Annotated in this window: 21 protein-coding genes; 7 read left to right on the top strand and 14 right to left on the bottom strand. The window is 55.4% G+C overall.

The window, feature by feature from the left end; translation table 11 throughout:
* Window positions 1-174: 174 nt before the first annotated feature.
* The 3 genes from FIV00_RS24200 to ileS form a co-directional block, all read right to left on the bottom strand.
* Window positions 175-879: a hypothetical protein gene (locus tag FIV00_RS24200; protein WP_152503150.1), complete on the bottom strand. Its 705-nt coding sequence runs from the start codon at window positions 877-879 to the stop codon at window positions 175-177.
* A 76-nt stretch (window positions 880-955) separates the two neighbouring features.
* Window positions 956-1,492 carry a signal peptidase II gene (gene lspA / locus FIV00_RS24195; RefSeq protein WP_152503149.1) on the bottom strand — a complete coding sequence of 179 codons (537 nt, stop codon included), beginning with the start codon at window positions 1,490-1,492 and terminating at the stop codon, window positions 956-958.
* A 23-nt stretch (window positions 1,493-1,515) separates the two neighbouring features.
* Complete coding sequence (gene ileS / locus FIV00_RS24190) at window positions 1,516-4,476, bottom strand: isoleucine--tRNA ligase (RefSeq protein ID WP_152503148.1); 2,961 nt, start codon at window positions 4,474-4,476, stop codon at window positions 1,516-1,518.
* Between the two features lie 370 nt (window positions 4,477-4,846).
* On the opposite strand from ileS, the gene FIV00_RS24185 reads away from it, so the two are divergent.
* Window positions 4,847-6,133, top strand: coding sequence for a glycosyltransferase family 87 protein (locus tag FIV00_RS24185; protein WP_152503147.1), 1,287 nt, complete (start codon window positions 4,847-4,849; stop codon window positions 6,131-6,133).
* An 82-nt stretch (window positions 6,134-6,215) separates the two neighbouring features.
* On the opposite strand, the gene FIV00_RS24180 is transcribed toward FIV00_RS24185, so the two are convergent.
* A complete protein-coding gene (locus tag FIV00_RS24180) occupies window positions 6,216-7,214 on the bottom strand; it encodes a bifunctional riboflavin kinase/FAD synthetase (RefSeq protein WP_152503146.1) in 999 nt (332 codons plus the stop codon).
* A gap of 176 nt (window positions 7,215-7,390) precedes the next feature.
* Window positions 7,391-7,837, bottom strand: coding sequence for a MaoC family dehydratase (locus FIV00_RS24175; RefSeq protein WP_152503145.1), 447 nt, complete (start codon window positions 7,835-7,837; stop codon window positions 7,391-7,393).
* Between the two features lie 253 nt (window positions 7,838-8,090).
* Here FIV00_RS24175 and FIV00_RS24170 point away from each other — a divergent pair, with 253 nt between their 5' ends.
* Both FIV00_RS24170 and FIV00_RS24165 read left to right on the top strand, forming a co-directional pair.
* Complete coding sequence (locus FIV00_RS24170) at window positions 8,091-8,474, top strand: response regulator (RefSeq protein ID WP_055675225.1); 384 nt, start codon at window positions 8,091-8,093, stop codon at window positions 8,472-8,474.
* A gap of 184 nt (window positions 8,475-8,658) precedes the next feature.
* Window positions 8,659-9,324 carry a chemotaxis protein gene (locus FIV00_RS24165; protein WP_152503144.1) on the top strand — a complete coding sequence of 222 codons (666 nt, stop codon included), beginning with the start codon at window positions 8,659-8,661 and terminating at the stop codon, window positions 9,322-9,324.
* Window positions 9,325-9,521: 197 nt separating this feature from the next.
* Here FIV00_RS24165 and FIV00_RS24160 read toward each other — a convergent pair whose 3' ends face one another.
* Entirely contained in the window at window positions 9,522-10,397 is an 876-nt protein-coding gene (locus tag FIV00_RS24160) for a TIGR01459 family HAD-type hydrolase (RefSeq protein ID WP_152503143.1), read from the bottom strand.
* Between the two features lie 113 nt (window positions 10,398-10,510).
* Between FIV00_RS24160 and mutL the strand changes: the two genes are divergently transcribed.
* Together mutL and FIV00_RS24150 are read left to right on the top strand one after the other, a co-directional pair.
* Entirely contained in the window at window positions 10,511-12,421 is a 1,911-nt protein-coding gene (mutL, locus tag FIV00_RS24155) for a DNA mismatch repair endonuclease MutL (protein ID WP_152503142.1), read from the top strand.
* A gap of 65 nt (window positions 12,422-12,486) precedes the next feature.
* A complete protein-coding gene (locus FIV00_RS24150; RefSeq protein ID WP_152503141.1) occupies window positions 12,487-13,365 on the top strand; it encodes an alpha/beta hydrolase in 879 nt (292 codons plus the stop codon).
* A 29-nt stretch (window positions 13,366-13,394) separates the two neighbouring features.
* On the opposite strand, the gene FIV00_RS24145 is transcribed toward FIV00_RS24150, so the two are convergent.
* The gene (locus tag FIV00_RS24145) at window positions 13,395-13,868 is read right to left on the bottom strand and encodes a nucleoside deaminase (protein ID WP_152503140.1); all 474 of its coding nucleotides are present in this window, start codon (window positions 13,866-13,868) and stop codon (window positions 13,395-13,397) included.
* A 134-nt stretch (window positions 13,869-14,002) separates the two neighbouring features.
* On the opposite strand from FIV00_RS24145, the gene FIV00_RS24140 reads away from it, so the two are divergent.
* Window positions 14,003-15,409 carry a pseudouridine synthase gene (locus FIV00_RS24140; protein ID WP_371419549.1) on the top strand — a complete coding sequence of 469 codons (1,407 nt, stop codon included), beginning with the start codon at window positions 14,003-14,005 and terminating at the stop codon, window positions 15,407-15,409.
* Window positions 15,406-15,963, top strand: coding sequence for a 16S rRNA (guanine(966)-N(2))-methyltransferase RsmD (gene rsmD, locus FIV00_RS24135; RefSeq protein WP_152503139.1), 558 nt, complete (start codon window positions 15,406-15,408; stop codon window positions 15,961-15,963). Before FIV00_RS24140 ends, rsmD begins: the two co-directional genes overlap by 4 nt.
* A gap of 1 nt (window position 15,964) precedes the next feature.
* On the opposite strand, the gene FIV00_RS24130 is transcribed toward rsmD, so the two are convergent.
* From FIV00_RS24130 to FIV00_RS24100, 7 genes are all read right to left on the bottom strand, one after another.
* The gene (locus FIV00_RS24130; RefSeq protein ID WP_209006690.1) at window positions 15,965-16,825 is read right to left on the bottom strand and encodes an MBL fold metallo-hydrolase; all 861 of its coding nucleotides are present in this window, start codon (window positions 16,823-16,825) and stop codon (window positions 15,965-15,967) included.
* A 213-nt stretch (window positions 16,826-17,038) separates the two neighbouring features.
* Window positions 17,039-17,380 carry a hypothetical protein gene (locus FIV00_RS24125; protein WP_209006689.1) on the bottom strand — a complete coding sequence of 114 codons (342 nt, stop codon included), beginning with the start codon at window positions 17,378-17,380 and terminating at the stop codon, window positions 17,039-17,041.
* A 115-nt stretch (window positions 17,381-17,495) separates the two neighbouring features.
* Window positions 17,496-18,347 (bottom strand): patatin-like phospholipase family protein, encoded by an 852-nt coding sequence (locus FIV00_RS24120; protein WP_152503138.1) that lies wholly within the window; start codon window positions 18,345-18,347, stop codon window positions 17,496-17,498.
* Window positions 18,348-18,429: 82 nt separating this feature from the next.
* Complete coding sequence (locus FIV00_RS24115; protein ID WP_209006688.1) at window positions 18,430-21,609, bottom strand: bifunctional diguanylate cyclase/phosphodiesterase; 3,180 nt, start codon at window positions 21,607-21,609, stop codon at window positions 18,430-18,432.
* Window positions 21,610-21,881: 272 nt separating this feature from the next.
* Window positions 21,882-22,787, bottom strand: a complete 906-nt coding sequence (locus tag FIV00_RS24110; protein WP_152503137.1) for an alpha/beta fold hydrolase — start codon at window positions 22,785-22,787, stop codon at window positions 21,882-21,884.
* A gap of 80 nt (window positions 22,788-22,867) precedes the next feature.
* Window positions 22,868-24,145, bottom strand: a complete 1,278-nt coding sequence (purD, locus tag FIV00_RS24105; RefSeq protein ID WP_152503136.1) for a phosphoribosylamine--glycine ligase — start codon at window positions 24,143-24,145, stop codon at window positions 22,868-22,870.
* 197 nt (window positions 24,146-24,342) lie between these two features.
* Complete coding sequence (locus FIV00_RS24100; protein WP_152503135.1) at window positions 24,343-25,137, bottom strand: PEBP family protein; 795 nt, start codon at window positions 25,135-25,137, stop codon at window positions 24,343-24,345.
* Window positions 25,138-25,289 lie beyond the last annotated feature (152 nt).

The raw sequence follows: 25,289 nt of genomic DNA, 5'->3' as shown, positions 1-25,289 counted from the left end.
CGCTGAATCTCGATGGGGTTCACGTGCAACTCCGTGTTTTTTAGGGCCTTCAGACGCAAAAAGACCTTCGGACGTCTCCATCCATATAGGAAGGAGGTCCCGAAGGTCCCGTTACTTTTTCGTCATCAAGCCCTTACGGCTGCATGAACTGTGGGTACTTAACCGTAACGTGTTCTAGTTACAGTAACTTGAGTCACCTTCCAGACACCGGGGATCAATCGGCGCGGAATCGTACTTGTCGAAGTTCGTCGGTTTACGCTTGTTCTTCTGCACGACATCCGGCATCGGGGCGTCAGGAGAAGGCGTTGAGTAATCTGCCGGCGGCTCGGTCAGGTAACGACGGGTTGCAAGCCCATTCTTGTCGAGGCCAGCCTGCTGTGCCTTGAGCTTTTGCAGGCGCTCCCACTCGTCACGCTGTTCCTGACGGGTAAGCTTCTCGCCTTCCGTAATCTCGTTTTCGCGTCGTTCGGCAGCAAGATCGCGATTCAGGCCGGTAACGCCTGTGACGGTAAAACCGCGCATCTGTTCCGGGGTCAGAGGTTCGCGCTGCATACGGCTTGAACCCGCGTAGAGGTCCTTCAGTTCCTTGAGCTGCTCATTGTCTTGTTGCTTGGGCCAGTTTGCATCGTTCACACCGGCGACGTTGGTTTCCGGTTCAGGAAGCTTGGCCGGCTCGGATGGCATCGCCAGCGGCGCCCGTGGCTTGTAGTCGATCGGTTTTTCGTTCGGATCGACAGCACCAAGGCCCTTCATGACCGAATTTACCAGAGCCACGTCCGGAGCCTGGGTTGTACCGTCAGCTGCCTGACATGCCGCCAGTCCGGCAAGCAGCACCAGAACAGAAGACTTCTTCGCCAATCCAAAAATGGTCCGCACCACAGCAGACTCCCCGAATTTCTCGTCTCAATGAATCGGCAGCGTCCTGCCGAGATTGCGTCCGTCCTGCCTTAAACCGCTATTTTGCGGCTGAATTAGGACCATTTCGAAAACTGTCATACAGGAGACCGACGACGCCCGCAACGATCCACACGTCTGCCATGTTGAAGACGTACCAGGAAAAGGTGCCGACATGAAAGTGAACGAAGTCGACAACCGCACCGTAGGTGAGCCTGTCGATGCCGTTTCCAACGGCACCGCCGATGACCAGTGCCAGAGCAAGGGCCACCAGTTTGGTGTCGCATCTTGTCGACCAGATCCACAATCCGATTGAGACCACGACCGTCAGCCCTGCGAGCAGCCAGCGTCCGAGATCGCTGTTTTGCTGAAAAAGGCCATATGAGATGCCTCTGTTCCAGACAAGAACGATATCCAGGAACGGAAGTGCCTGCACCGGGCCATTCGCCGCAATGTCGAAGCCATGTACGAGCCAGATTTTGGTGCCTTGATCGACAAGCACACAGATGAGCACAACAATCAGGACGAACGAACTGAGGCGGCCCCAGAAGAGAGGCCGCCTGCTGGTATTGACAGACGTGTTGTCCAGTTCGCTCATCTCAAGTCCGGCAAGTTGACGTTTCAGGCATCTGCGTGGGCGGCATCCCACTCACGCAAAGCAGCCGCGTCCCGCAAAGTGACGTCCGGATAATCGGCATCGGAACCAACTTCCGGAAGGATTTTCCACGACCTTGCGCATTTGGTGCCTTCTGCAAGCGCCGGAACAACCGCGACGCCTTTGGTATCGTCCAGTGTGAATGCGCCTGAAGGAGCAGCCGTATCTGTCAATGTCAGCTGACTGGTGATGGCAATATCGGCCATGTCCTTGCCTGCAAGTGCCGCCATCAGATCCGCATCCGTAACATGAACCACCGGATGCGCTTCCAGGGACGAGCCTATGCGTTTTTCGCGGCGCTCGATTTCCAGTGCACCTGTCACGACACGGCGGACCGTCTTGATCTTGGCCCACTTGGCTGCAAGCGCTTCGTCTTTCCACTCCCCGGGCACTTTCGGAAACTGTTCCAGGTGGACACTTGCGTCGTCACCATAGCGGGACACCCAAGTCTCATCCATGGTGAACGGCAACATGGGTGCCATCCAGGTAACGAGACAATTGAACAGTTTGTCGATCACAAAGAGCGATGCCTTGCGACGGGTGGAAGAGGCCGCGTCGCAATAAAGCGCATCTTTACGGATGTCGAAATAAAAGGCCGAAAGTTCCACTGTCATGAAAGTGAACAACTGGTGGAAGATCTTTTTGTAATCGAATTCCCAATAAGCCTCGCGAACCATCTCATCCAGTTCGACAAGTCTGTGCAGCATCAGCCTTTCAAGCTCGGGCATGTCCGCAAGTGAAACGTCTTCACCTTTTGCATGGGCCAACGAGCCCAGCATCCAGCGCAACGTGTTGCGCAGTTTGCGATAGCTGTCGACATTGGTCTTGATGATCTCGTTGCCGAGGCGCTGATCTTCCCAATAGTCTGTGGAAGCGACCCACAGGCGCAGGATATCCGCCCCGTACTGCTTGATGATATCTTGCGGGAACACCTGGTTGCCAAGAGATTTGGACATCTTGCGCCCATCCTCGGCCATGGTGAAGCCATGTGTCAGAACCGCGTCATAGGGTGCACGTCCCCGCGTTCCGCAGCTTTCAAGAAGTGAGGAGTGGAACCACCCGCGGTGCTGGTCGGACCCTTCAAGATAAAGCACGTAGTCATTGCCGCCGTCGACTTTCCGCTTCGGTGCAAGGTCTGCCCGGTCTTCTAGAACGAAAGCATGTGTCGATCCGGAATCGAACCAGACATCCAGAATGTCGGTCACCATGTCCCAATCGTCGGCCTTGAAGTCGTTACCAAGGAAGCGTTCCTTGGCCCCTTCTTCAAACCAAGCATCAGCGCCTTCAGACTTGAAAGCCTCGAAGATGCGCTTGTTGACGGCTTCGTCCTTCAGGATCTCGGCAGTCTCCTTGTGGATGAATACCGTGATGGGAACTCCCCAGGCACGTTGACGCGACAGGACCCAGTCCGGGCGGTTCTCGATCATCGACCGCAGACGGTTCTGACCTGCGCCTGGCACAAAGCGGGTCTCATCGATTGCGGTGAGTGCACGCGTACGCAATGTGTCGCGTTCACCATTCAATGCCTTGTCCATATAGACAAACCATTGCGGGGTGTTGCGGAAGATTACCGGTTTCTTGGAGCGCCAGGAATGCGGGTAGGAGTGATTGAGCCGTCCCAGGCCGATCAGATTTCCCGCATCCTTCAGTTTTTCGATTACTGCCCTGTTGGCTTTACCCTTTTCACCCTTGTGAGTGATCACTTCGCAGCCATCGAAGCCCGGAGCGTCCTTGGTATAAAACCCGTCATCTGCAACCGTGAAAGGGATCGCGGTGCTGATGCCGCGTGCTTCCAGTTCGGCACGCTTTTCCATCCAGATTTCAAAGTCATCCGCACCGTGACCCGGCGCAGTGTGAACGAAGCCGGTGCCGGCATCATCAGTCACGTGATCGCCATCAAGAAGCGGCACATCGAATTCATAGCCGCCAAGGTCCAACTCCGCCAGCGGATGGGCGCAAGTCAGCGTTGCCAGTTCATCCGCGGTTACTTCACGCAAGCGCTCAAAATCGGTGATCCGCGCGTTCTTGAAAACGTCATCGGCAAGTGCGTCCGCCAGGATCAGCAGATCGCCCTTCTGGACCCAGTTGTCGTCCGGCAATCCATCCTGAGTGACCTTGTAAAGGCTATAGGCGATGCGTGATGAATAGCAGATTGCCCGGTTTCCTGGGATGGTCCACGGAGTGGTGGTCCAGATCACAACAGACGCATCGAGCAACTGTTCAACGGCCGCCTGATCGCTTCCTCCGGCAGTCACGATCGGAAACTTCACCCAGATCATATCTGACTTGTGGTCGTGGTATTCGATTTCAGCCTCCGCGAGGGCCGTTTTCTCGACGACAGACCACATGACGGGCTTGGAACCGCGATAAAGCTGACCGGATGTCGCGAACTTCATAAGCTCCTGCGCGATCACGGCTTCGCTTTCAAAACGCATGGTCAGATAGGGATTATCCCAGTCGCCTTCGATACCGAGGCGTTTGAATTCCTTTTTCTGGACATCAATCCAGTGCTCAGCGAATTCGCGGCATTCCCTGCGAAATTCGTTGATCGGCACTTCGTCCTTGTTCTTGCCTTTGGCACGGTACTGCTCTTCGATTTTCCATTCGATGGGCAGGCCGTGGCAGTCCCAACCGGGCACATAGTTGCTTTCATAGCCCAGCATCTGCATCGAGCGGGTCACGATGTCTTTGAGCGTCTTGTTCAGTGCATGACCGATATGGATGTGACCATTGGCATAGGGAGGGCCGTCATGCAGGATGAATTTGTCCCGTGTCTTTCCCTGCTCACGCAGTTTCTTGTAGACGTCGAGCTTCTCCCAACGGGCCAGGATTTCCGGCTCTTTCTTGGGAAGGCCTGCTCGCATCGGAAATTCGGTCTTGGGAAGGTTGAGCGTTTCTGAATAGTCGCGTTTATCTGTCTCGGTCATCGTAAGGTCGATCCGGTCGTTCGGGCACCAGCCCGCAGTCATGTGTCAGGAAGATTGCAGGTCCAATGCGGCGCTGCAACTTGAAACAGGAAGAACCCGGTCCCTGGCGCCGCGCGGTCGCGTCAGCCGAGGGCCGGGCAGGTAATTCGCGCAATCGCGTTCATCAGTGCGCCATGAATTATGTAAGCCTGAGTGTGCATGGAGTGGGACATAGCAGTACTTTGGCTGCGAATAAAGACAGATTGGGAAATGTCCCTGCAAATTGCACATTGAGGCAATTCATTCTTCGCCAAGTAACCGAATATAGACGTCTTTCGGCCATTGTGCCGGCCAACATGAACAAACGACAGGTTTTGGACACGGGAAGGTCATGACGGCTCAGACTGAGATCAACAGCGAATTGGCTGCTGCCGACCCGCAGAACCCGGGACTTTGGCACCGCGGCGCCACGCGCGGCGACTGGCTGAGCTGGGACCGGATTGGCTTTGCCTGCCTGTGTTCTGCCATCGGCTATTCCCTGGCTCTCGCCTGGATGCTTTTGCTTCCGAACAGTTTCGGCTCCGCCAATGGCACTTTGCTGATGGACTACCTGAGTTTCTGGCTCGCGGGCAAGCAGGTGCTCTCTGGTACACCGGAGCTTGTTTATCTGCCGAAAGAGTTCGCAGCCTTGCAGGAATCCTACACCGGTTCCGACACGGTTTTCGGCTTCTTCTATCCGCCGACATTCCAGTTGTTACAAAGCCCGTTCGCCTTATTGCCTTATAAGGTTGCTTTTGCTGCCTTCGTCGGATTGACCACCGGATTGCTGTTTCTCGCGTGCCGCATGATCACAGGGAAATGGTTGCTTGCTGCCTGTCTCATTCTGGTTCCTGCCTGTGCCAACAATGCGTTTCACGGGCAAAATGCAGCTTTGACAGCTGCGCTCTATGCCTTCTTTTTGATTGGCATCGAGAGGGGCAAATTTGTTTGGGCCGGAGTGGCGCTTGGTCTTTTGACGATCAAGCCACAGCTCGGAATTCTGGCGCCCGTTGCACTGATTGCCAGCTTGAACTGGCGATCCTTTGTCAGCGCTTCCGTCACGACATTGGGCTTGGCCGGTCTGAGTGCTGCAATCGTCGGCATAGGCGTTTGGGTGGTGTTCTGGCAACAGGCCCCGGTTGCTGCGGCAATGATGGAACTGGGCGGCGTCGAGTGGGGCAAAATGGTCTCAACTTATGGCAGCGCCCGGCAACTCGGTTTGGGGCACATGAGCGCTATGTCAGTGCAAGCAGTTGTTGGGCTTGGTGTCTTGGCCTGTGTTTGGCATGCGTGGCGCAAGTCCGAGGACATGACCGTTCGCGCTTCGGTTCTCGTCGGTGGAGCACTTTTGGTAACGCCCTTCGCGCTCTCCTATGACTTTACGTTGCTGGTTGTTCCCTGCGCCTTCCTGATCCGGGACGGTTTGAAGTCCGGATTTTTGCCATACGAAAAAGTTTTGCTGGCTGGTGTCATTGCTCTTTCAGCGTCCACAAGCCCTTTGGCGCTTTATGTTGGTTTGCCGGTTGCACCGCTGTTGCCCTTGATTGTGCTTTGGCTCGGTATGCGTCGTCTCGGCAATGATCTTGAAACCCGCGATGTGCCGACAGACATCTCAAAGGTGCCCGCAACTGTCGCCTGATCGTCGCATCCAACAGTAGGTAACGTTACTACGGCCTTCAGTGACAACTGCTCGCAGGTGCAAAGTGCACGCGCGGGCTGTGTCAGGGCGCAAGATCCAGCAATTTCATGTCGATATCAGACAACGGTTGCATGGAGGCCAGCGCAGCGCGCGCCTCTTCGCTGTCTGTGTCCATCTGGGTGACGAGCGCTTCTACGCTATCGAACTTTTCTTCCCCCCGAAGGTAAGCAACAAGATGCACGCGCAGGGTTGCGTCATATAAGTCTCCGTTGAAATCAAACAAATGCACTTCAAAGAGAGTTGCGCCGTTGTCGAATGTCGGTCGGCGTCCATAGCTGGCAACACCGTCATACCATTGCCCGCCTGTTTTGACCTTGACCGCATAGATCCCGCGCTGCAGCGGTGTGTCTTCTCCCAGATTCAGATTTGCGGTCGGGTAGCCGAGATCTCGTCCGCGCTTGTCGCCGTGCTGAACCGACTTTTCGAAGAACCAGCGATAGCCCAGAAGCGCGTTGGCCTGAACAATATCACCGCGTCGCAGGCTGTCGCGAACCCGTGTGGAAGAAATGACCTCTGCGCCTTCATCTTCTTCTCTTTGCACAATCGTGACACCGAAGCCGTGATTGGCACCGGCATTGCGCAGGTAGTCGGGCGTTCCCTGCCTTGCACGGCCGAAATGAAAATCGTAACCGGTCACGGCGTGAGAGATGCCAAGAGTGTCGATCAGGATTTCCTGAACAAAGGCATTGGCTTCGATGCCGGCAAATTCCTTGGTGAAAGGCAAGATAAGCGCGCCGTCCAGACCACAGACCTTCAGTAGGCCAAGTTTTTGTTCCGGCGGCGTCAACCGGCTGACAGGTTTGGCCGGATTGAAGACGGTTCGGGGATGCGGCTCGAAACTCATGGCAAACACCGGGTGGTGCGTGCCGTGTCCGAGGCCAAGCGCTGCTCCAAGCACAGCGCGATGACCCCGATGAACTCCATCGAAATTTCCAATCGCAACGATGCCGCCCTTGAGCTCCTGAGGGAAGGTATCAAGACTGTCGGCAATCAGGAACTTTGATGGATCTCTCAGGCTCATCCAGGTAACTTTCGCAAAACGTTTCGGCAAGACCGACCGATAAGACCAGCTGTCCGCAAAATCGGCGGTCAGGAGAGCAGGGACTTAGCCAGGCTGACCGCCCGTTCGGCGAGGAACCTGCCGCCAAGACTTTGAAAGGTCAAGATGGAGCAGACCACGACAGGTGCGTGTTGGCTTCAAAGGCCTGAGCGGTCTTCATCGCGGCTGGGAACTTTCACCAGCGCTTCACCTTCCAGTACGACAGTATCGTCAACGCTGCAGATGCATGACAAACGGGCGCGATTTCCCCTTTCCTGAAGCTCCTCGACTGTTACGGTGACCTTGACGTCGTCACCGATCTTGACGGGTGCTTTGAAGTTCAATGTTTGCGACAGATAGATGGCGCCCGGGCCGGGTAAACGGGTTCCCAGAACCGCGGAAATAAGACTGGCGGTATAAAGCCCGTGCGCGATTCGGGTCTTGAAGGGCGTTCTGGCGGCAAAGTGTTCGGAAAGATGAATTGGATTTCTATCGCCGGATACTTCGGCGAAACCGACAACATCGGAAGAACTGACATGTTTAACAAGTTCTTCGCTCATCCCGGTCTTGAGATCTTCAAAACAGAGTTTTTGCAGTTCCAACATTGGGTTTCCGCCTCGAATTCAAGTTTTTTATGTTGGCAGGACGCTAGGCTGGCCAAGGTTTTCTGGCAATTATGCTTTGGGCTGAGAAAAAAAAACCTGCGTTATTAACGGTCTTTTCAGGGGCAGCGTCTAGATTGCTTGGAGTGTGGGGAGGTGAGGACACAGATGAATGTGTCACTCTCCTTCAAAGTCATAACGCGTATCCACCGGCCCACGGCCAGGGGCCGCGCAAATTGACAGTATGGAGTAGACAATGGCCCTTGATCTTCAGATGCCGGTCCTCGTGGTCGATGATTATAAGACCATGATTCGCATCATTCGGAACCTGCTCAAGCAGCTTGGCTTCGAAGACATCGACGATGCCGCGGACGGTACCGAAGCATTGGAAAAAATGAAACAGCGCCGTTACGGCCTGGTGATTTCCGACTGGAATATGGAGCCGATGACTGGCTACGAACTGCTCAAGCAGGTTCGTGCCGATAGCGGTCTCAGCAAAACACCGTTTATTATGGTGACAGCGGAATCCAAAACCGAGAACGTCATTGCCGCCAAAAAAGCCGGTGTGAACAACTACATCGTGAAGCCGTTCAACGCGCAGACGTTGAAAGGCAAGATCGAAGCCGTTTTCTCGGAATAATCTCTCGCATATGGCGGGGTAAGCACTTCCATGGTGCGTCTCCGCCAGTGCCAGCCGATGGTTGTGGCACATCTCGATCCGCTGGGCAGGTGGATCGGGCGTGACATGCCGCACCCTGTCGGACGAGCGGGCCTTTGGGGGGCTCCGCGCATCGAATGATGCCGTGAAAGAAAGGCGCGAAAAAATGAAACAAGAAAATATCGCCCGCGTAATCGATTTCCTGCAGGAAAACAAAAACCGGGAAAGTGAAGTTTCCCTGACAGATGTCATGCATCTTGCTGAGATGATGTCCGGTTCGATGCATGATTACCTCGAGACTGTTCAGCCGGCGGTCACTGACGAGCTGACGATGATCGCGAGGGAAATTAAGCGCATGAAGGAGGAAATCTCCCAATTGCGTGCCAATGACATGACCGGCAACAAGATCCCGGATGCCGGACGTGAACTTGATGCGATTGTTGAGGCTACGGAAGAGGCCACCAACTCCATCATGGAAGCTGCAGAAGACATCATGTCTGCTGACACCAGCGATCCTGAAGCCTATCAGGAGCTCGTCTCCAACAAGATGATCGGGATCTTCGAGGCATGTACTTTCCAGGATATTACAGGCCAGCGAATTTCAAAGGTCGTGTCAACGCTCCGTTACATTGACGAACGGGTGAGCTCTTTCATCGAGCACTTGCGTCTTCCGGAAGATCTGGATGCCGAGCTGGTCGAGACAGACGAAGAACGCCGCCAGCGGGAGTTGATCCTGCACGGACCGCAACACGATGGCCAAGGTGTGTCTCAGGACGACATCGACGCCATGCTAGGCGATGCGCAGGCAGATATCGATAAGCTCTTCGACTGATCGAAGCTTAAAAAGAATTCTCAAAAAGGCTCTCCATGTGAGAGCCTTTTTCGTTTCAAGTCCGTCAAAAAAGACGTTGTGTAAGCCAGTCGACTGTTGCTCTTTTCAAGTGAGCTATCATCGGTAGGCAGCAAGAGTGTTGAAAACCTTCCCCGACATTTCAAAATGCAGACCGGCGATTGGGTCCGGTTTGCCGCTTACCACCACAAGCGCGGAAGGGCAGCCCGGGCACGTAAACCTTCTTCGGTCAGACGGCGGCGGATCAGGTGTTCCTCGGGATCATCGCTTGGGCCGAAATCCGAAGCGTGAATACCGGCAGTTATGAACAGCACATCAATGTCCTGCGAAACCGCACCGCGAATATCGGTCGGCAAACCGTCACCGACTGCAAGGACGTCTTCCTTTGCGATCGTCGTGCCGGCGAGCTCCGAAAGCCGATCCAGTGCTGCCTTGTAGATCGGACCGTGAGGCTTGCCGAGTATGGCAACCTCACCGCCAAGGTCTTCGTAAAGCCTTGCCAGAGCGCCGGCGCACCACACCAGACGGTCGCCGCGCTCAACAACGATGTCCGGATTGGCGCAGATCATCGGCAGCTTGCGGTCGACCAGTTTCTGCAAACGGTCGCGATAATCATCCGGTGTTTCCGTTTCATCATCCGTCAGACCGGTGCAGCTGATAGCATCTGCCTCGTCGTCATTTTGCGTGAAGGTCGCTTCCAGGTTCCAGTAAAGAGGCTGGTCCCGATTGGGGCCGATGTGTAACAGCGTTTTTGTACCTTGTGCTTCCAGAACACTGCGCGTGACGTCGCCTGAAGTGACAATGCCGTCATAGGCCTCTTCCGGCACGCCGAGACTGGCGAGCATTTCACCAACCTGTTTGGCAGGACGCGGAGCGTTGGTTATCAGCACGACCTTGCCGCCGGTTTCGTCCCTGTATTTTCGCAACGCCTTGTGGGCATCTTCAAAGGCGGCGACCCCGTTGTGCAAAACGCCCCAGACGTCACACAAGATGCCCTTATAGGAAGGGGCAAGGGCACGGAGCCCGTCAACAAGAAGCGGTGCAGAAACGGTCATGGCGGGTCACTCGGATCACGGTGTGTCTGATAAGCTGATGAAAGAATCGAGGCAAACTCGGCGCGGACCATATAGGATCGCAGCGCGGTAAGAAACCGAGTAAAGGGAGTTTCATGAAGGTCAGGCAACTTGGCGAACAGGTGATCAACCAGATCGCCGCCGGGGAAGTGATTGAGCGTCCGGCCAGCGTCATCAAGGAGCTGGTCGAAAACGCGGTCGATGCCGGAGCCGGGAACATCGAGATTGTCACGGCTGCCGGCGGCAAGACCCTGATGCGTGTGGCTGACGATGGACTTGGGATGAGCCGCGACGATCTGGAACTGGCTGTTCGCCGGCACTGCACTTCCAAGATTTCGGATGATGACCTCTTCGATATTCGCACGCTCGGGTTTCGTGGCGAAGCATTGCCCTCGATCGGGTCCGTCGCTCGCCTTGCCATTCAGACACGCCACGAAACGGAAGATCATGCATGGGCCATCGCGGTTGAAGGTGGCAAGCATCAGCCGATTATTCCCGCTGCCAGAGCCAAGGGCACCCAGGTTGAGGTGCGCGATCTGTTCTTTGCGACACCTGCACGCTTGAAGTTTTTGAAATCCGATCGTGCCGAGGCGGCAGCGATCACCGAGATCGTTAAACGCATCGCCCTGGCTTATCCAACGGTCGGGTTTTCACTTTCAGGAGCAGATCGCCAGGCGCAAAGCTGGCCGGCAGCTCGAGGAGATGAGCCGCACCTTGCTCGAATTGCTCAAATTCTCGGCCCGGAGTTTGTCGACAATGCCATGGAAATCGACGCTGAGCGGGAAGGTGTCAGGTTGTCGGGGTTTGCCGGGCTTCCGACACATCACCGGGGCAATGCCCAACATCAGTTCTTTTTTGTGAACGGCAGACCCGTAAAGGACAAACTGTTGTTGTCCGGCCTGCGCGGTGCCTATGCAGATGTTCTGGCGCGTGATCGGCATCCGGTCGTTGTTCTGTTTATTGAACTCGATCCCGGTCAGGTAGACGTCAATGTTCACCCAGCAAAGGCGGATGTCAGGTTCAGGGATGCGCAATTGGTGCGAGGACTGCTGGTTGGTGCCATAAAGCGCGCACTGGTTGATGCCGGCCACCGTGCTTCGACCTCAAATGCAGCGATTGCCCTGGACGCAATCAGATCTCATGGCGACACTCAGGCAGGGTATGGATTTGCCGCTTCGCCAGCGGGAGGAACAACAAATACTGCATATGCCGGGCGGGGTAGCGGATTTGCTCGTGCAACTGCAGCAGCCAACTGGAACCCGGAAGCCTTTCGGCCACTTGAGGAAAATGAGGGACCGGTTTCCGGATTTTCTGAAAGTGCCCAAAGAGCTTTCCAAACACCCGGACAGGACGGGTTCGCGGGGCTTATGACGCCTTCCGCGGACGCCAGAGCGCACGAAACACCGGTGGAAACGGAAAAGACTTTGCTGCCCCTCGGAGCCGCAAGGGCACAGGTCCACGAAACCTACATCATTGCCCAGACAGGTGATGGGGTTGTCATCGTGGATCAGCATGCCGCTCATGAACGCCTTGTTTATGAACGTTTGAAAGAAGCGCTGGCGAAGAAAAGTGTTGCACGGCAAATGCTTCTGATCCCTGAAATCGTCGAATTGCCTGAAGAAGACGCGGCCCGGCTCGCCGAGCGTGCCGACGATCTGGAGGCCGTAGGCCTGTCGCTTGAGGCATTCGGTCCTGGTGCTATCGCCGTCAGAGAAACGCCGGCGATCCTCGGCGACATGGATATTCAAGGCATGGTCCGCAATCTTGCTGACGAACTTGCCGAATGGGACACGGCAGATGGTCTGAGGGACAAACTTGACCATGTTGCCGCCACGATGGCCTGCCATGGCTCCGTTCGCGCCGGTCGGCGGATGCGTGCAGAGGAAATGGATGCCTTGTTGCGGGACATGGAAGCAACGCCGCTATCCGGGCAATGCAACCATGGTCGGCCAACCTGGGTTGAGTTGAAACTCACGGATATTGAGAAACTCTTCGGCCGCAAGTGACCGCGATGCCGACGCCGGCAACAACACACAAATGAGAATTCCGGAAACTGATTTGAGATACGTGCATGTCCGAAGCTGAAAACGATCCGGCCCTGAATGCCAGGGCAACACCATCCGGTTCGGGAAAGCGTGTCCGCAAGCTGTTGGTCAATCTGACTGTCGTCGTGGCGATTGCGTACACGATGGCAGCAGGCTTCATGTATCTGAACCAGCGCAGCTTTCTGTTTGTACCGACGGGAGAGTTGTCTGACCCCGCGGAGGCCGGGCTTGACCAGGTAGCAGTTGAAACTGTGACCATGGCAGACGGCACACAAATCAGCGTCTGGTCAGCTGCGCCAGCGGTCGAGGGTGCTCCGACGGTTCTTTATTTTCACGGCAATTCCGGAAATGTGTCCACGCGCGCATCTCGCTTCAAACAGATCCTCGACAGTGGCTTCGGGCTCTACGCGCCCAGTTATAGAGGCTATGCAGGCAGCGAAGGCAGCCCGACGGAAGTTGATTTGATTTCAGATGGCCGGGAACACTTCCAAGCCGTGGCAGCTCTTACGGATCGGATCATCATCCATGGCGAGAGTATGGGAACAGGCGTTGCAACCGCGATAGCTGCAGATCAGCCGGACACAGATTTGCTTGTCCTTGAAGCGCCATATACGGCGTTGGTCGACAGGGCATACGAACAATATCCCTGGTTGCCCGTCGGGCTGCTCATGATCGACCAGATGCCGACACGCGAGCGTATTGGAAATGTCCAGGTGCCGATCCTGATCGTCCATGGCACGGAAGATTTCGTGATTCCCGTTGAACACGGAAAACGGTTGTTTGAACGCGCTGCAGATCCCAAAGAGATCCTGATCGTCGAAGGTGCGGCCCACAACAATCTCTGGTCACAAGGTCTGTGGCCGGCGGTTCTTGATGCCTGGGAGAAGACCAAAGCCGATGAATAAATCCTCCGTACCGGCAAGACCGGTGCGCATCAGTTTCGACGCCTTGAGTTGAAGAAAGCTCTCAGAAGTTTCGCTGCCTGAACCTCGCCTATACCGGAATAAGTATCGGGAGCATGATGGCAGGTCGGCTGATCGAAGAAACGAGCGCCATGATCAACCGCGCCACCTTTCTCGTCGCCAGCGCCGTAGTAGAGCCTGCGTATACGGGCAAACGAGATAGCGCCTGCGCACATGGTGCAAGGTTCCAGCGTCACGTACAGATCGCAATCAAGTAGTCGCTGTGAATTCAGCAATGCACAGGCTTTGCGGATGACCAGAACTTCGGCGTGCGCCGTGGGGTCGTTGAGTTCAAGGGTTCGGTTGCCGTCCCGCGCGAGGATACTGGTTCCTCTGACCAGCACGGCGCCCACCGGCACTTCTCCGCGGCTGGAGGCTTTTTCCGCCTCTTCAAGCGCAAGATCCATGAATGTCTTGTCACGTTGGGGGTGCTGACCGCTGGTCATTTATTGTCTCAGGGCCCTTTTGGAGAGGCGAAGAAAGTTCGTGTTTAATCGCAAAAGCCGATACAGTCAGCCCCGTAATTTCTTCTTTTCGACCGAGCTATGCGCCTGGGTGTCAGCGCCTTTGCAGCCTGTGAATGCAACAAGCGATTTCAGAAAAGGCAAAGCTCTGCTATGACGCGGCCATGACGACAAGAAAAACTCCCCCCAAGCGCCCCGGTTCGGTGAACCCGCGAGCGCGCGACAATCGTGCACCTTCAAAACGGCGTGGGCCACAAGGTGCGAAGAAAGACGGCCCAAAGAAAAGCGCGGCTATGCCTGCGCCGCGCAGCACGACCGACGAAACCGGCTCTCGAGGCGAGCGGATTGCCAAGGTTATGGCGCGCGCAGGCCTGTGTTCGCGCCGCGAAGCAGAAACCTGGATTGCCAACGGCCGGGTTGAACTGAACGGTCAGGTTCTCACCACACCGGCAGTCACGGTGACGCCGGACGACAAGGTCCTTGTGGACGGAACAGCTCTACCGACCCGGGAAAGAACAAGGCTTTGGCTTTATCACAAGCCGCGTGGGCTTGTGACGACGAACAAGGACCCTGAGGGACGCCCTACTGTCTTCGACAGGTTGCCGGACGATCTGCCTCGTGTGCTGACAGTTGGGCGGCTCGACATCAACACGGAAGGTCTGTTGCTCTTAACCAATGACGGCGGGCTCGCGAGGGTTCTTGAACTCCCTGCCACCGGTTGGTTGAGACGGTACCGTGTTCGTGCCTTTGGCAAAGTCACGCAGGCCGATCTGAATGGGTTGCAGGACGGTGTTGCTATCGATGGTGTTCTTTACGGTGCGATCGAAGCTGTGCTTGACAAGGAGCAGGGCGGAAACGTCTGGATGACCGTCAGCTTGCGGGAAGGAAAGAACCGGGAGGTGAAGCGTGTGCTTGAACATCTCGGTCTTGCCGTGAACCGACTGATCCGCGTGTCCTATGGACCGTTTCAGCTCATGGATCTGCCGGAAAATGATGTTCGCGAAATTCGCGGGCGCGTATTGCGGGATCAGCTTGGCGAGGCCTTGGCCGAAGAGGCTGGAGCAGACTTCGACGCACCGATCTTTCATACACCCAAACAGGAAGCTGAAAAGACGTCGGCCACAAAACGGTCTGGCGGTGGCAGAGACGACCGCAAATCCGGCGGCCGACGCGAAGAAGGCCAGGGCAAGTGGCTGACGGCGCGTGAAGGCAAGACAGAAACAGACCGGAAAAAGGCTGCCAAGAGCGAACGTGCGGATCGCAAACAGGGTAAGGCGCCACGCAAGAATAGCGGTCAGCGTCAGGAAAAGGTGTCTCCACGTTCCCGTTTCCGCATGACTTCAGCACCCAGGCCCCGCAAGGACATGGACCAAGAGCGACGCAGCCCTCCTCAGCGTCGGATTTGGAGTGAGGATGGCCTCGTTGACGACAAGCAGCAGGAAAGCCGAAGCACTCGAGACAAAGAGGAGCGGCGTGGCCCACCCAAGGGCGGTCGGGGACCGCGTCGCGGAGACCGTTCGTGAGAATAGTCGCAGGGCGCTTCAAGGGCGCCGCGATTGCGGCGCCCAAATCTCAGGGAACCCGTCCGACAAGCGACAGACTGCGCGAGACGATCTTCAACATTCTCGCGCACGGCTTGGGAATGGAATTCGAAGGCGCGCGCGTTCTGGACTTGTTTGCCGGAACCGGAGCGCTCGGCTTTGAAGCCATCAGCAGAGGAGCGCGCCATTGCACCTTCATAGAAGAGGGGGCTGAAGCGCGCGGAGTGATCCGGCGCAACATGGAAAGTCTGGGGCTTAACGGAGCGGCGAAAATCTTCCGACGGGACGCAACCCGCCTGGGCGAACCTGGTACGATCGAACCGTTCGACATTCTCTTTGCCGATCCGCCTTATGACAAGGGCCTCGGTGAAAAGGCACTGCAGTCAGCTGGTTCCGGAGGCTGGCTCAAGACGGACGCAGTCTGTGTACTGGAAGAGCGGGCAAGTGCCGACATTGAAACACCCGAAGGCTTTGCCGAAGTTGACCGACGGCAAGCCGGGGACAGTCAGGTTCTCTTTCTGCGCTATGCGCCCTAACTCACGCGCCGCCAGGCATCATGATGTATGCGGTTGGTTTGGTAGGCAGACTGGCACGGCTGACAATGAGTTTGGCATTTTCTGCGCGAACAATCTCATACCCGGCTTCTGCGGCGCGCCCGGTAAACGCCTGAAGTGCACCGGCAAAGTGAAAATGCATCGGAATAACCATGGCCGGACCGATGCTTTCCAGCACATCCATGAGACTGTCCAGACGCAATGTCGATGTGTTGTCCACGGCGGCAAACACAATATCTATCTGCCCCAGTCTGGTCAGGTCTTCCTTTGTTAGCCTGTGGTGCAGGTGACCGAGATGGGCAATGCACAGGTCGGCAATCTCAAAAACAAAGATGGAATTTCCGAGCCGTCGGGTTTCACCGTCCCAGCCACGTATATTGGTCTGGATATTGCGGATCCGGACATCTTCCACCGTCATGTCATGGTCCATTGCCCCGCCATCCGGGTTCCAGCCATATAGAAGATGCTCGATGCTCGGGTCCGGATTGAGCGAATAGTGCGTGCTGTGCGCACCGTTCATCGTGGCAACGGTCGGTGGCAGAAATGGACGAACGCTGTCGTTGTAGTCCGTCGCAATTCGCACCCCCTTGGGTGTTTCCAATTCGAAAGTGGAGTGTCCGATATAGCGAATCTGGACTTCGCCCGCCTGCAGCGATGCGTTCCAGACCCTCGCTTCACCAGGGAGCAATTGCCGGTAGGGGGCGTCTGCAACCAATTGGCAAATGGCCATTGCTGGCTGAACAAATGCAACTGCCATAATGCAACCGATCAGCATCGAAACCGAGCGGATTTGGCCAAGGCCGTGAGCCAACGTCTTAAATAGGTCCGGAACGTCCCGGGTCATGATGCGCTCTCCCTGAAGACTGCCATGACCTTAAGTTAGCGGGTCGGACTGTCAGGGCAAGCGACTAGAGACGTATCTGTGTTGCTTTGGCGAGAACTTGATCGTTTTTCTCGATGCTGCCAAAAGAAAAGGCAACCGTTCGCACGGATTTGCGAAGGCGGTTGCCTGAGGTGGGGGCGGGTGGGAGGAAGGACCAGCCCCGGAACTGAGTGTTCAAACCACGTAAAGGCTGACGGGGGCCTTTCCCCCTTTGGGCGTGGATTGCCGTTCGATCTCCAGCGCCTTCTTGTCATCTGTTGCCTGCATGTGAATCATCTCGCCGGCATGGCCAGCTTCCAGAATCATGGCTTGCTTGCTGCAATGGCTGGCAAGCGACAGGCCCAGCTTGCGAAAATGTGACCGACGATAACAATAAACAGCCAGGGCTGCGCGTTGGCGCTCCGGCAGCTGATCGCCCACGTCGGAGACTGCACTCAGCGTTGCTTCGAGCAATCGCTTCAGCAAATCTTCGGAAACAGGGCAGTCTTCCAAATCTGTAGAACCAACTGGCCGCATAGACCTTCTCCTAATAAGATAGGAAAAGTATTTATGCGTTTTATTAATGAACTATTAAATAAAGTAATTGTGATAACAAGAGTGATCGTTCTTGTTAAATATGCTCATGTTGCTCTCAAGTAACGAGCGCTGTTTCTTTTATCAGTGCTGACAGTTGTTCCTTTGTTTGATCTCGCAATGGCTCCGCCTTGTTCAGAATGCGATCAGCTTTCAAGAAATCAAGAACACGGACGGTGTCGTGCGGTGGGCGAACCAGTATATCTGGCTGATCCAACTTGAGTTTTTGCTTTGTGATCGTTTGCATAAGGATCTGTGAGGAGCCGAAGAGACTGTCCAGCATGTTGATGTCGTCGCTGTTTGGGCGTGGTATCGGGGCGCCGACGACATCAACGGCGATGACAATATCGCATCTATCCCGCAAGCCATCAAAAGGTAACGGGTTCACAACGCCGCCATCGATCAGATGACGTCCATTGTGACGTACCGGCCTGAAAACGGCGGGTATTGCAATCGAAGCTGCAATCGCAGGAAGAAGAGGCCCCGAATCGAAGTCGACCTCCCGACAGCCGAAAAAGTCGGTTGCGATCAGCCTGAGGGGGATATCCAGGTCTTCGAAGGTGCCTGGAAGAAATTCTGAAATGAACACCTCCAGGACGCCTTCCGGGTCGAACTGAACCGGTCCTGAGCGGAACATATCAGCAAACTTCTTCGGCCTGAGTTGCCAAAGGCGGGAAAGGACCGCATTTCGATCCGAGAACGTCTTGAGAGTAATTTCTCGAATTTGCTCTCCGCTACGGCCGCTTGCATAAGCGGCCCCCATGATCGCGCCAATGGAAGTGCCGGCGATTTGTGTCGGTCTTAGACCCAGATCGTCCAGGGCTTCTAGAACTGGAATATGAGCGAGACCACGCGCGCCACCGCCTCCAAGCGCAAGCCCGATCTTGGGGTGGGAAGTGTCGGATTGCATAAGTATCGTCCTGTTGTGACTACACTCAAGCACATGGGGAGTGGCGCATGCATTGCCAAGCCAAAGGCCTTGAGCAACGCTCTTAAAGGACGAAGTACAAGTCGTCGCTCGATTCCGAAATCCAGTTTGTCACCTGATCGAAGACCATGGGTTTGGCAATCAGGAAACCCTGAATGGAGAAGTCGCCCATCATGCGCAACCGGTCGTATTGCGCCTCTGTCTCGACGCCCTCGCAAACCACGCCAATATTCAACGAGCGGGCCAGATGTATCAGCTGATTGACGACAGCTTCCTTCTTTGCGTCCTGAAGCATCTGGCGCGTAAAGGAACGGTCGATCTTCAGACCGTTGATCGGAAGATCGGCAACATGCGTCAGGGATGCGTAACCCGTACCAAAATCGTCCAGTTCTATATGGACGCCGAGATCATAGAGTTCTTTCAGAGCCTCAAGGTGTCCTGATCCATTGTCATTCAGAAACACCGATTCCAGAACTTCTGCAGTGACCTTTTCTGGGCTGACGCCATGGCGTTCCATTGCGGCGCTGAAGTGTTCAACCAGTTTGCCAGAGGCCAGATGAGCTGGTGATACATTGATGGAAATTCTGCCGAAGTTGATGCCACTGTCGAGCCAGCTCTTTGCCGCCGCCAGTGCTTTGTCGATGACGATCTCGCCAAGGATGGGGGCAAGGCTGCTTTTCTCGACAACAGGTAAAAACTCGCCGGGTGAGAGCTCGCCCCTCTCTGGATGGGTCCATCGTATCAGTGCTTCAACGCCGGTAACCGCCTGGCTTCGCAAATTCACCTGAGGCTGGAAGACGAGATAAAACTGATCGTGTTTGACGGCATCATGAAGCTCAAGCTCGATTTGGGCCTCGGTTTCGCTCTCCGCCTTCATGTTTGTTTTGAAGAACGTGTAGCGATCTTTGCCGTTTTCCTTTGACTGGTAGAGCGCCAGATCCGCGTTTACCAGAAGGGTGTCGAAACTGTCTGCATCGTCCGGACAGAGCGCAATCCCCATACTGACGGTAGGCCAGAAGCGATTGCCATTGAATTCCATCGGCTGGCGCATGAGACGCCTTGCGCGCTCACAAAGCTGATTTGGATCGGATGTGCTGCTGTCCGCAAGAATAACAAACTCGTCTCCACCCCACCGATAAGGAGTGCCGAGACCGCGGCAGACTTCCCTGAGCCGCCTGCCGGTTTCTTCAAGGCAATGATCCCCGGCAAGGTGACCGAGCGTGTCGTTGACGCGCTTGAAGCCATCCATGTCCACATGAATGAGAAAGGACGGTTTGTCGTCTCTGGCAAAGAGCGACTTGGCGTCCCGCTGGCATCCGGCACGATTGGACAGTTTCGTGAGCGGATCGAAATAGGCAAGGCGCTCCGCCCTTATCTTGGCCTCTCGGGTTTCCTTTTCTCTCTGGACCCGGTCCGAAACGTCGTTTGCAATCGCTACAAACAGATTGCGATCGTGGTCCTTCAGGATCTGAACCCGAAGATCGACCGGGTACTCACTGCCGTCTTTGCGTCTGTGTTCGCTTTCGATCGACAGGTTGCCACGCACCCCCTTGAGCAAGGGAGTTACATGCCTGCGCACGGTTTCCTGATCATAGAGCGGGTTGATGTCCCAGATCCGGCGTGACTTCAGCTCGTCGAGATCAAATCCAAGATTGTCGATCGCACACCTGTTTGCGTATTCGATGCGGAAGGTATCAACGTTCAGAATGTAGATCTCGTTCAGAGACGATTCCAGAATGTTGGCCAAAAGCTGGCTCTGGCGTTCCGCCTTCTGGCGGTCGGTGATGTCATGGATAATCCCGACGATCTTTGTGGCGTCGCCATCTGGTCCGGCCATGACATAGCCGCGAACATAAATGCTGCGGCAGTCGTCCGGCGCAAAAATCAGGGAATGTTCGAACTCGAACTCGCTTCGGTTTTCAATCGCCTCTCGAACCACCTCAAGGTTCCGCAATCGTTCCTTTTCAGGCACAAGATCGAGCAGTTGTTGGCGGATTTTGCCCCCCGGCTGGTCGGGCGATATGCGGGTGATCCGGAAGAACTCTTCAGACCCATTGAAAAGGTCGGTTTTCAGGTCACGTTCCCAGCTGCCAACTCCGGCGATGCGTTGGGCTTCGAGCAGTTGCGAAGCGCTCTCTTCCAATTGCCGTGTATTTTCTGCGACCATGCCCGTCAGGCGTGAATGGGTGGTTTGCACGGATCTTTGAAGTCTGGAGAGCAATCGGCGGATCACGATCCAGGCAAGAAGTGCAATGCCGCCACCGGCTGAAAGCGTGAGCAAGGCCCCTTGAAGAAATGCCCAGAAATGATCGGTGATGTTCTTCACCAGGATCAGCTTTGCGTCATGTCCGGGCATCGCTGCACGTACAGGCAGTTCGTGGACAATGAAAACCTGTGAATTCTGGAAATAGAACCGGTCCAGATTGAGCAGACCGGTCGCCGAATTGGTCAGCGCACTGAAATTGAATTCGGTTTTCATCGGTTCGCCCAGGACGCGAGAACTGATCTGCTGACCATTCAGGCTTTGGGGAATGTCCATCTTGCTTAAGTTGACGAGTTCAGCGTCGACTGCGGCCCCGGCAACGACAAGCGAGCGCTCAATGTCGACGGCGAGTTTCAAGTATCCGAAAAGGTTGCCATCGACGGTCCAGGCCTGGAAGACACTGACCACAAATTTTCCGTCGATACTCAATTCTATGTTGCTCGTGTTGCGTGTCAGATTTGCACTCAAGTCATTTTGAAATGCCAAGTGGGCCGGCTCTGCAACAACGGGGCTTCTCGAACTGTAAATCGGTTTCTGGTCCGCACCATAGATTGTGAATTCTGCAACACTGCTGCCTTCCGGAGCAGCCAGCATAATTTTGTCGGCGATGGCACGGATTGTGCCGGTGTCATGCCGCTGGATGGCATTTTGAAGATTCTTATCGGAACTGATTTCACGGACCGCGCGATCAAGCATCTGCGTTCCAAACGCGCGTTGCTGCGTCAGCAGTCGCTCGGTTGTCCGGATGACGGCTTCCTGAGGCTCAAGCAGGTTGCGGTAGCCTGAAGCGATGTTTTGAATGCAAAGGACGGCGACGATCAACACGAGGAATGAAAGGAAAACACCGCGCAACGGTCTTTCAAATTGGGAATCGTCCACGCTCCATTTCGCAAGGAGCTGATCCAGGCAAGCGCTCAGACCACGTCGGCAGGGTTTGCCCGCACGCAGCTGTTCCTTGTCCTCGTTTACTTGCTCGCCCACACTAGCCACCCGCACCGCCGGTTCTAAAACCGCACAATCCCCCGGCTGTGATGTTCGTATTTGAAGTAACTGCAAATTCGCAGTCTGTTTTTGTGAACACTCACCGCCTAATTCTTCAATAAACTCTATTGGTTAAATTGTTTTGAATGCATTTGTTAAATAGTGTTAAGAGCAAATGGCTCTCAGTCGGAAAAATTTACCCGAAAACTATCTTGAAATGAAAAAATCAGGCGGCAATCTAAAGTAGTAGTGAAGGTCAGGCTGGTTTTTGCTCAGCCTGTAAAGAATTTCCGCAATGCGTCTGCGGTTTCTTGCCAGGCTTCTTCTGGGAGAAAGTGACCACCGGGAACTGGATGGCCCTCTGCATGTGGGCACCAGGATCTCCAGACGTCGAGCGGGCTCTCGACACTGGTGGCAATGCCCTTTTCGCCCCAAAGCGCAAGCAAAGGGACCAGGATCTGGTTGCCGGCCTGGTGGTCAAGACTGTCGTGCTCGAAATCGATCGTGGCACCGGCCCGGTAGTCCTCGCAGGTTGCTGAAATGCGATCCGGATCTCGAAACCAGGCTCGATTGTCGTCCAATGCTTCTTCGGAAAAGCAATCAAGGTTCTTGTTGCCAGTCCAACTGGCGAGTGTGTGTTCCAGAAAGCGGACTGGAGACGCAGCAATCAGCTTTTCGGGGAAAGGGGCTGGTTGGGCCAGGAACATCCAATGGTAGACCTTGAGCCCAAATTGCCGGTCGAGTTTTTCCCAGTAGTCGAAGGTTGGCAAAATATCGAGCACGGCCACGCGGCTGACAGCGTGCGGATGGTCCAGCGCCAGGCGGTAGGCAACGCGACCACCACGGTCGTGTCCTGCAAGATGGAATTTATCGAAACCGAGCAGACGCATCAATTCTACGATGCTATTGGCCATAGTCCGTTTTGAATAAGCGTGATGGTCCTGGCTTAGGGCCGGAATGGACGAACTGCCATACCCCGGCAGATCGGGAAGCACGAGCGTAAATCGCTCAGCAAGAAGAGGTGCAACCTTGTGCCAACAGGTATGTGATTGCGGATAACCGTGCAAAAGCACCAAAGGTGGGCCGGATCCGCCAACACGGCAGAACAACTGTGCTTCTTCCGTTTCCACAGTTTCACTCTTGAAACCTGGAAACAGGTCAGGAAATTCGTTAGCCAAAATGAGTCCTCCGCCTGCCGGTTTAAGCTATCGGAGGTGGGGAGTGCCTGCCAAGTCCAATACATTGACGGCTCTGCAACTCATGAACTGGTTTCGCGGTCGATTGCTCGCCAGCCGATATCGGTTCGGCAAAATCCGTCCGGCCAATCGATCTGGTTGACGGCTTCATAGGCATTTTGTTGTGCTTCGCGGACATCGTCGCCAAGTGCAGTCACATTCAGCACCCGGCCACCATTTGAGCAAAGCGTTCCGTTCTTCAACTGCGTTCCGGCATGAAAGACCTGAAGCTTCTCACTTCCGAGTTGGTCAAGTCCACGAATTTCGGTGCCTTTTGCATAGGACCCCGGATAACCCTTTGCTGCCATCACCACGGTCAGGGCAACGCTGTCGTGCCAATCCGCACTGGTCTTGCCGAGTGTCCCGTCAGCGCTCGCCTCCAACAGGTCCAAAAGATCGCTTTTCAGACGCATCAACAGGACCTGGCACTCCGGATCGCCAAAGCGCGTATTGTATTCAATCAGCTTTGGTCCGTCGCTTGTAATCATCAATCCCGCATAGAGAACGCCCTTGAACGGGGTGCCGCGTCCGGCAAGCGTCGTGATTGTCGGTTTGATGATCCGCTCCATCACGTCCGCAACAATCTCGTCGGTCAGAACTGGTGCGGGTGAGTAAGCGCCCATGCCACCAGTGTTTGGGCCTTCGTCGCCATCAAAAGCACGCTTGTGATCTTGCGCCGTCGCCAGAGGCAAGGCGTCGGTTCCATCGGAAAGAACAAAAAAACTGGCTTCTTCTCCGTCCAGAAATTCTTCGATTACGACTTCCGCACCCGCATCACCGAATGATCCGTCAAAACAGGCCTTCACGGCGTCCTCAGCTTCGTCCAGCGTCATAGCAACAACCACGCCCTTGCCAGCCGCCAGCCCGTCAGCCTTGACGACAATCGGTGCGCCTTGCTGCCGGACATAGGCCAGTGCACCCGTTGCGTCTTCGAAACGGCCATACCCTGCTGTCGGAATATTGGCTTCGTCGCAAACGCCCTTTGTAAAGGCTTTGGAGCCTTCAAGTTGGGCTGCGGCCATTCTCGGCCCAAACGCCTTTATGCCGGCAGTGTCGAGGTCATCCACAAGTCCGGCGACCAGAGGAGCCTCCGGCCCGACAACGACCAGGTCGATGTCGTGGGTTTTGCAAAACGTGACAACCGCCTGGTGGTCGGAAACATTCAGATCGGTCAACTCCGCAACATCTGCGATACCCGCATTGCCGGGAGCCGCGTAGAGTTTTGTCAATCTGGGAGACTTTGCCAGTGCCCATGCAAGTGCATGTTCGCGGCCGCCGGATCCGATCAGAAGGAGTTTCATGAATTGCAGGTCTCTGAGAGTAGGTGACGCTGGAAGGACGACTTGCCTGAAGGGCTGATCGCCAACATTGAGCGGGGTCTAGCATGCACGGTTGAAGCCTGCAATCGGACCGCTTTGCCCCGACCTGGCGGATGCCGGTTTTTCAGTGCTGGAAGACAACCCAGGCACAGTGTGCGCCTGGGCCGGTCGTACGAGCGTCAGCCGCCAAATGTTGCGCGGCAATAGACAATATTGTCCTTCTTCAGATCCTTGCCCCAGATAAGCTTCGCAGAACTGTCCCACTGGATCTGGTTGTAGCCGTCCTTGGGTCCGACATCGCGGGTGCTATAGACACTCGCCTTCGGCCAGTTGCTGTCGTCAAACCCTGGGTCTGTCCAGTTCCCCGGAACCTCGACGCGGGTCTGCGCGCAGACCGCCTGAGACACATCGGGATTGCGTTCGCGTGCACAGGATGCGTCTGCAGGAGCGGCTTGTACCGTCAGGCATCGCCAGTCGCCTTCTGTGGCGCCAATCAGTTTTCCGCTGGCAACGTCCTTGAATTGTGCGATGGCGCCTCCGTCGCCCAATTGCTGGCGCCGGGAGCCGATATATTCAAGTCCGGTTTCGTTCTCCATGAAATCGCGAAACTCGAAGGCAATCGTCATCGGGAAGTCTGAGCCGAATTCAAAACGCTCGGCATTGAACGAACGCTCGGTTCTGATTGAGACGCTGTCTTCCAGTAGCGGCTTGCCATTGATGTAAAGTTTGAACCAGTTGTCGACCCAGACTTCACCGAGCACTTGTCGAGAACCACCGGAATCTATCTTGCTTTCGTTGACTTCCTTGCCTCCGCGTTTTGGTGGCCGGTCGTCACCTGGACGCGGAGGTGGTTTGCCATCCCCGTGCTTGGGTGGGGGCGGTGGCTTTTGAGCAAAAGAGCTGGTCGGGAGGGTGCTGAGGCCGATAGCTAAGGATAAGAAAACACTGACTGCAAATTTTGGAGAAAAATACACACTGCACTCCTTGGTTACGGCGAATCGGCAACCGAATATCTTTCAGGAACCGAGCAATTCCGCCGTTTTTCGACAAACCCACACCAAGACAGTGTCACTATGACCCCTTGCAGGATGAATTTCATCCAAATAATCGGTAGAAATGCCGGGGG

It is taken from the genome of Labrenzia sp. THAF82, assembly GCF_009363435.1.
Lineage (GTDB): Bacteria > Pseudomonadota > Alphaproteobacteria > Rhizobiales > Stappiaceae > Roseibium > Roseibium porphyridii.
Note: the sequence above shows the minus strand (reverse complement) of the source record. Positions and strands in the feature narration are given on the sequence as shown.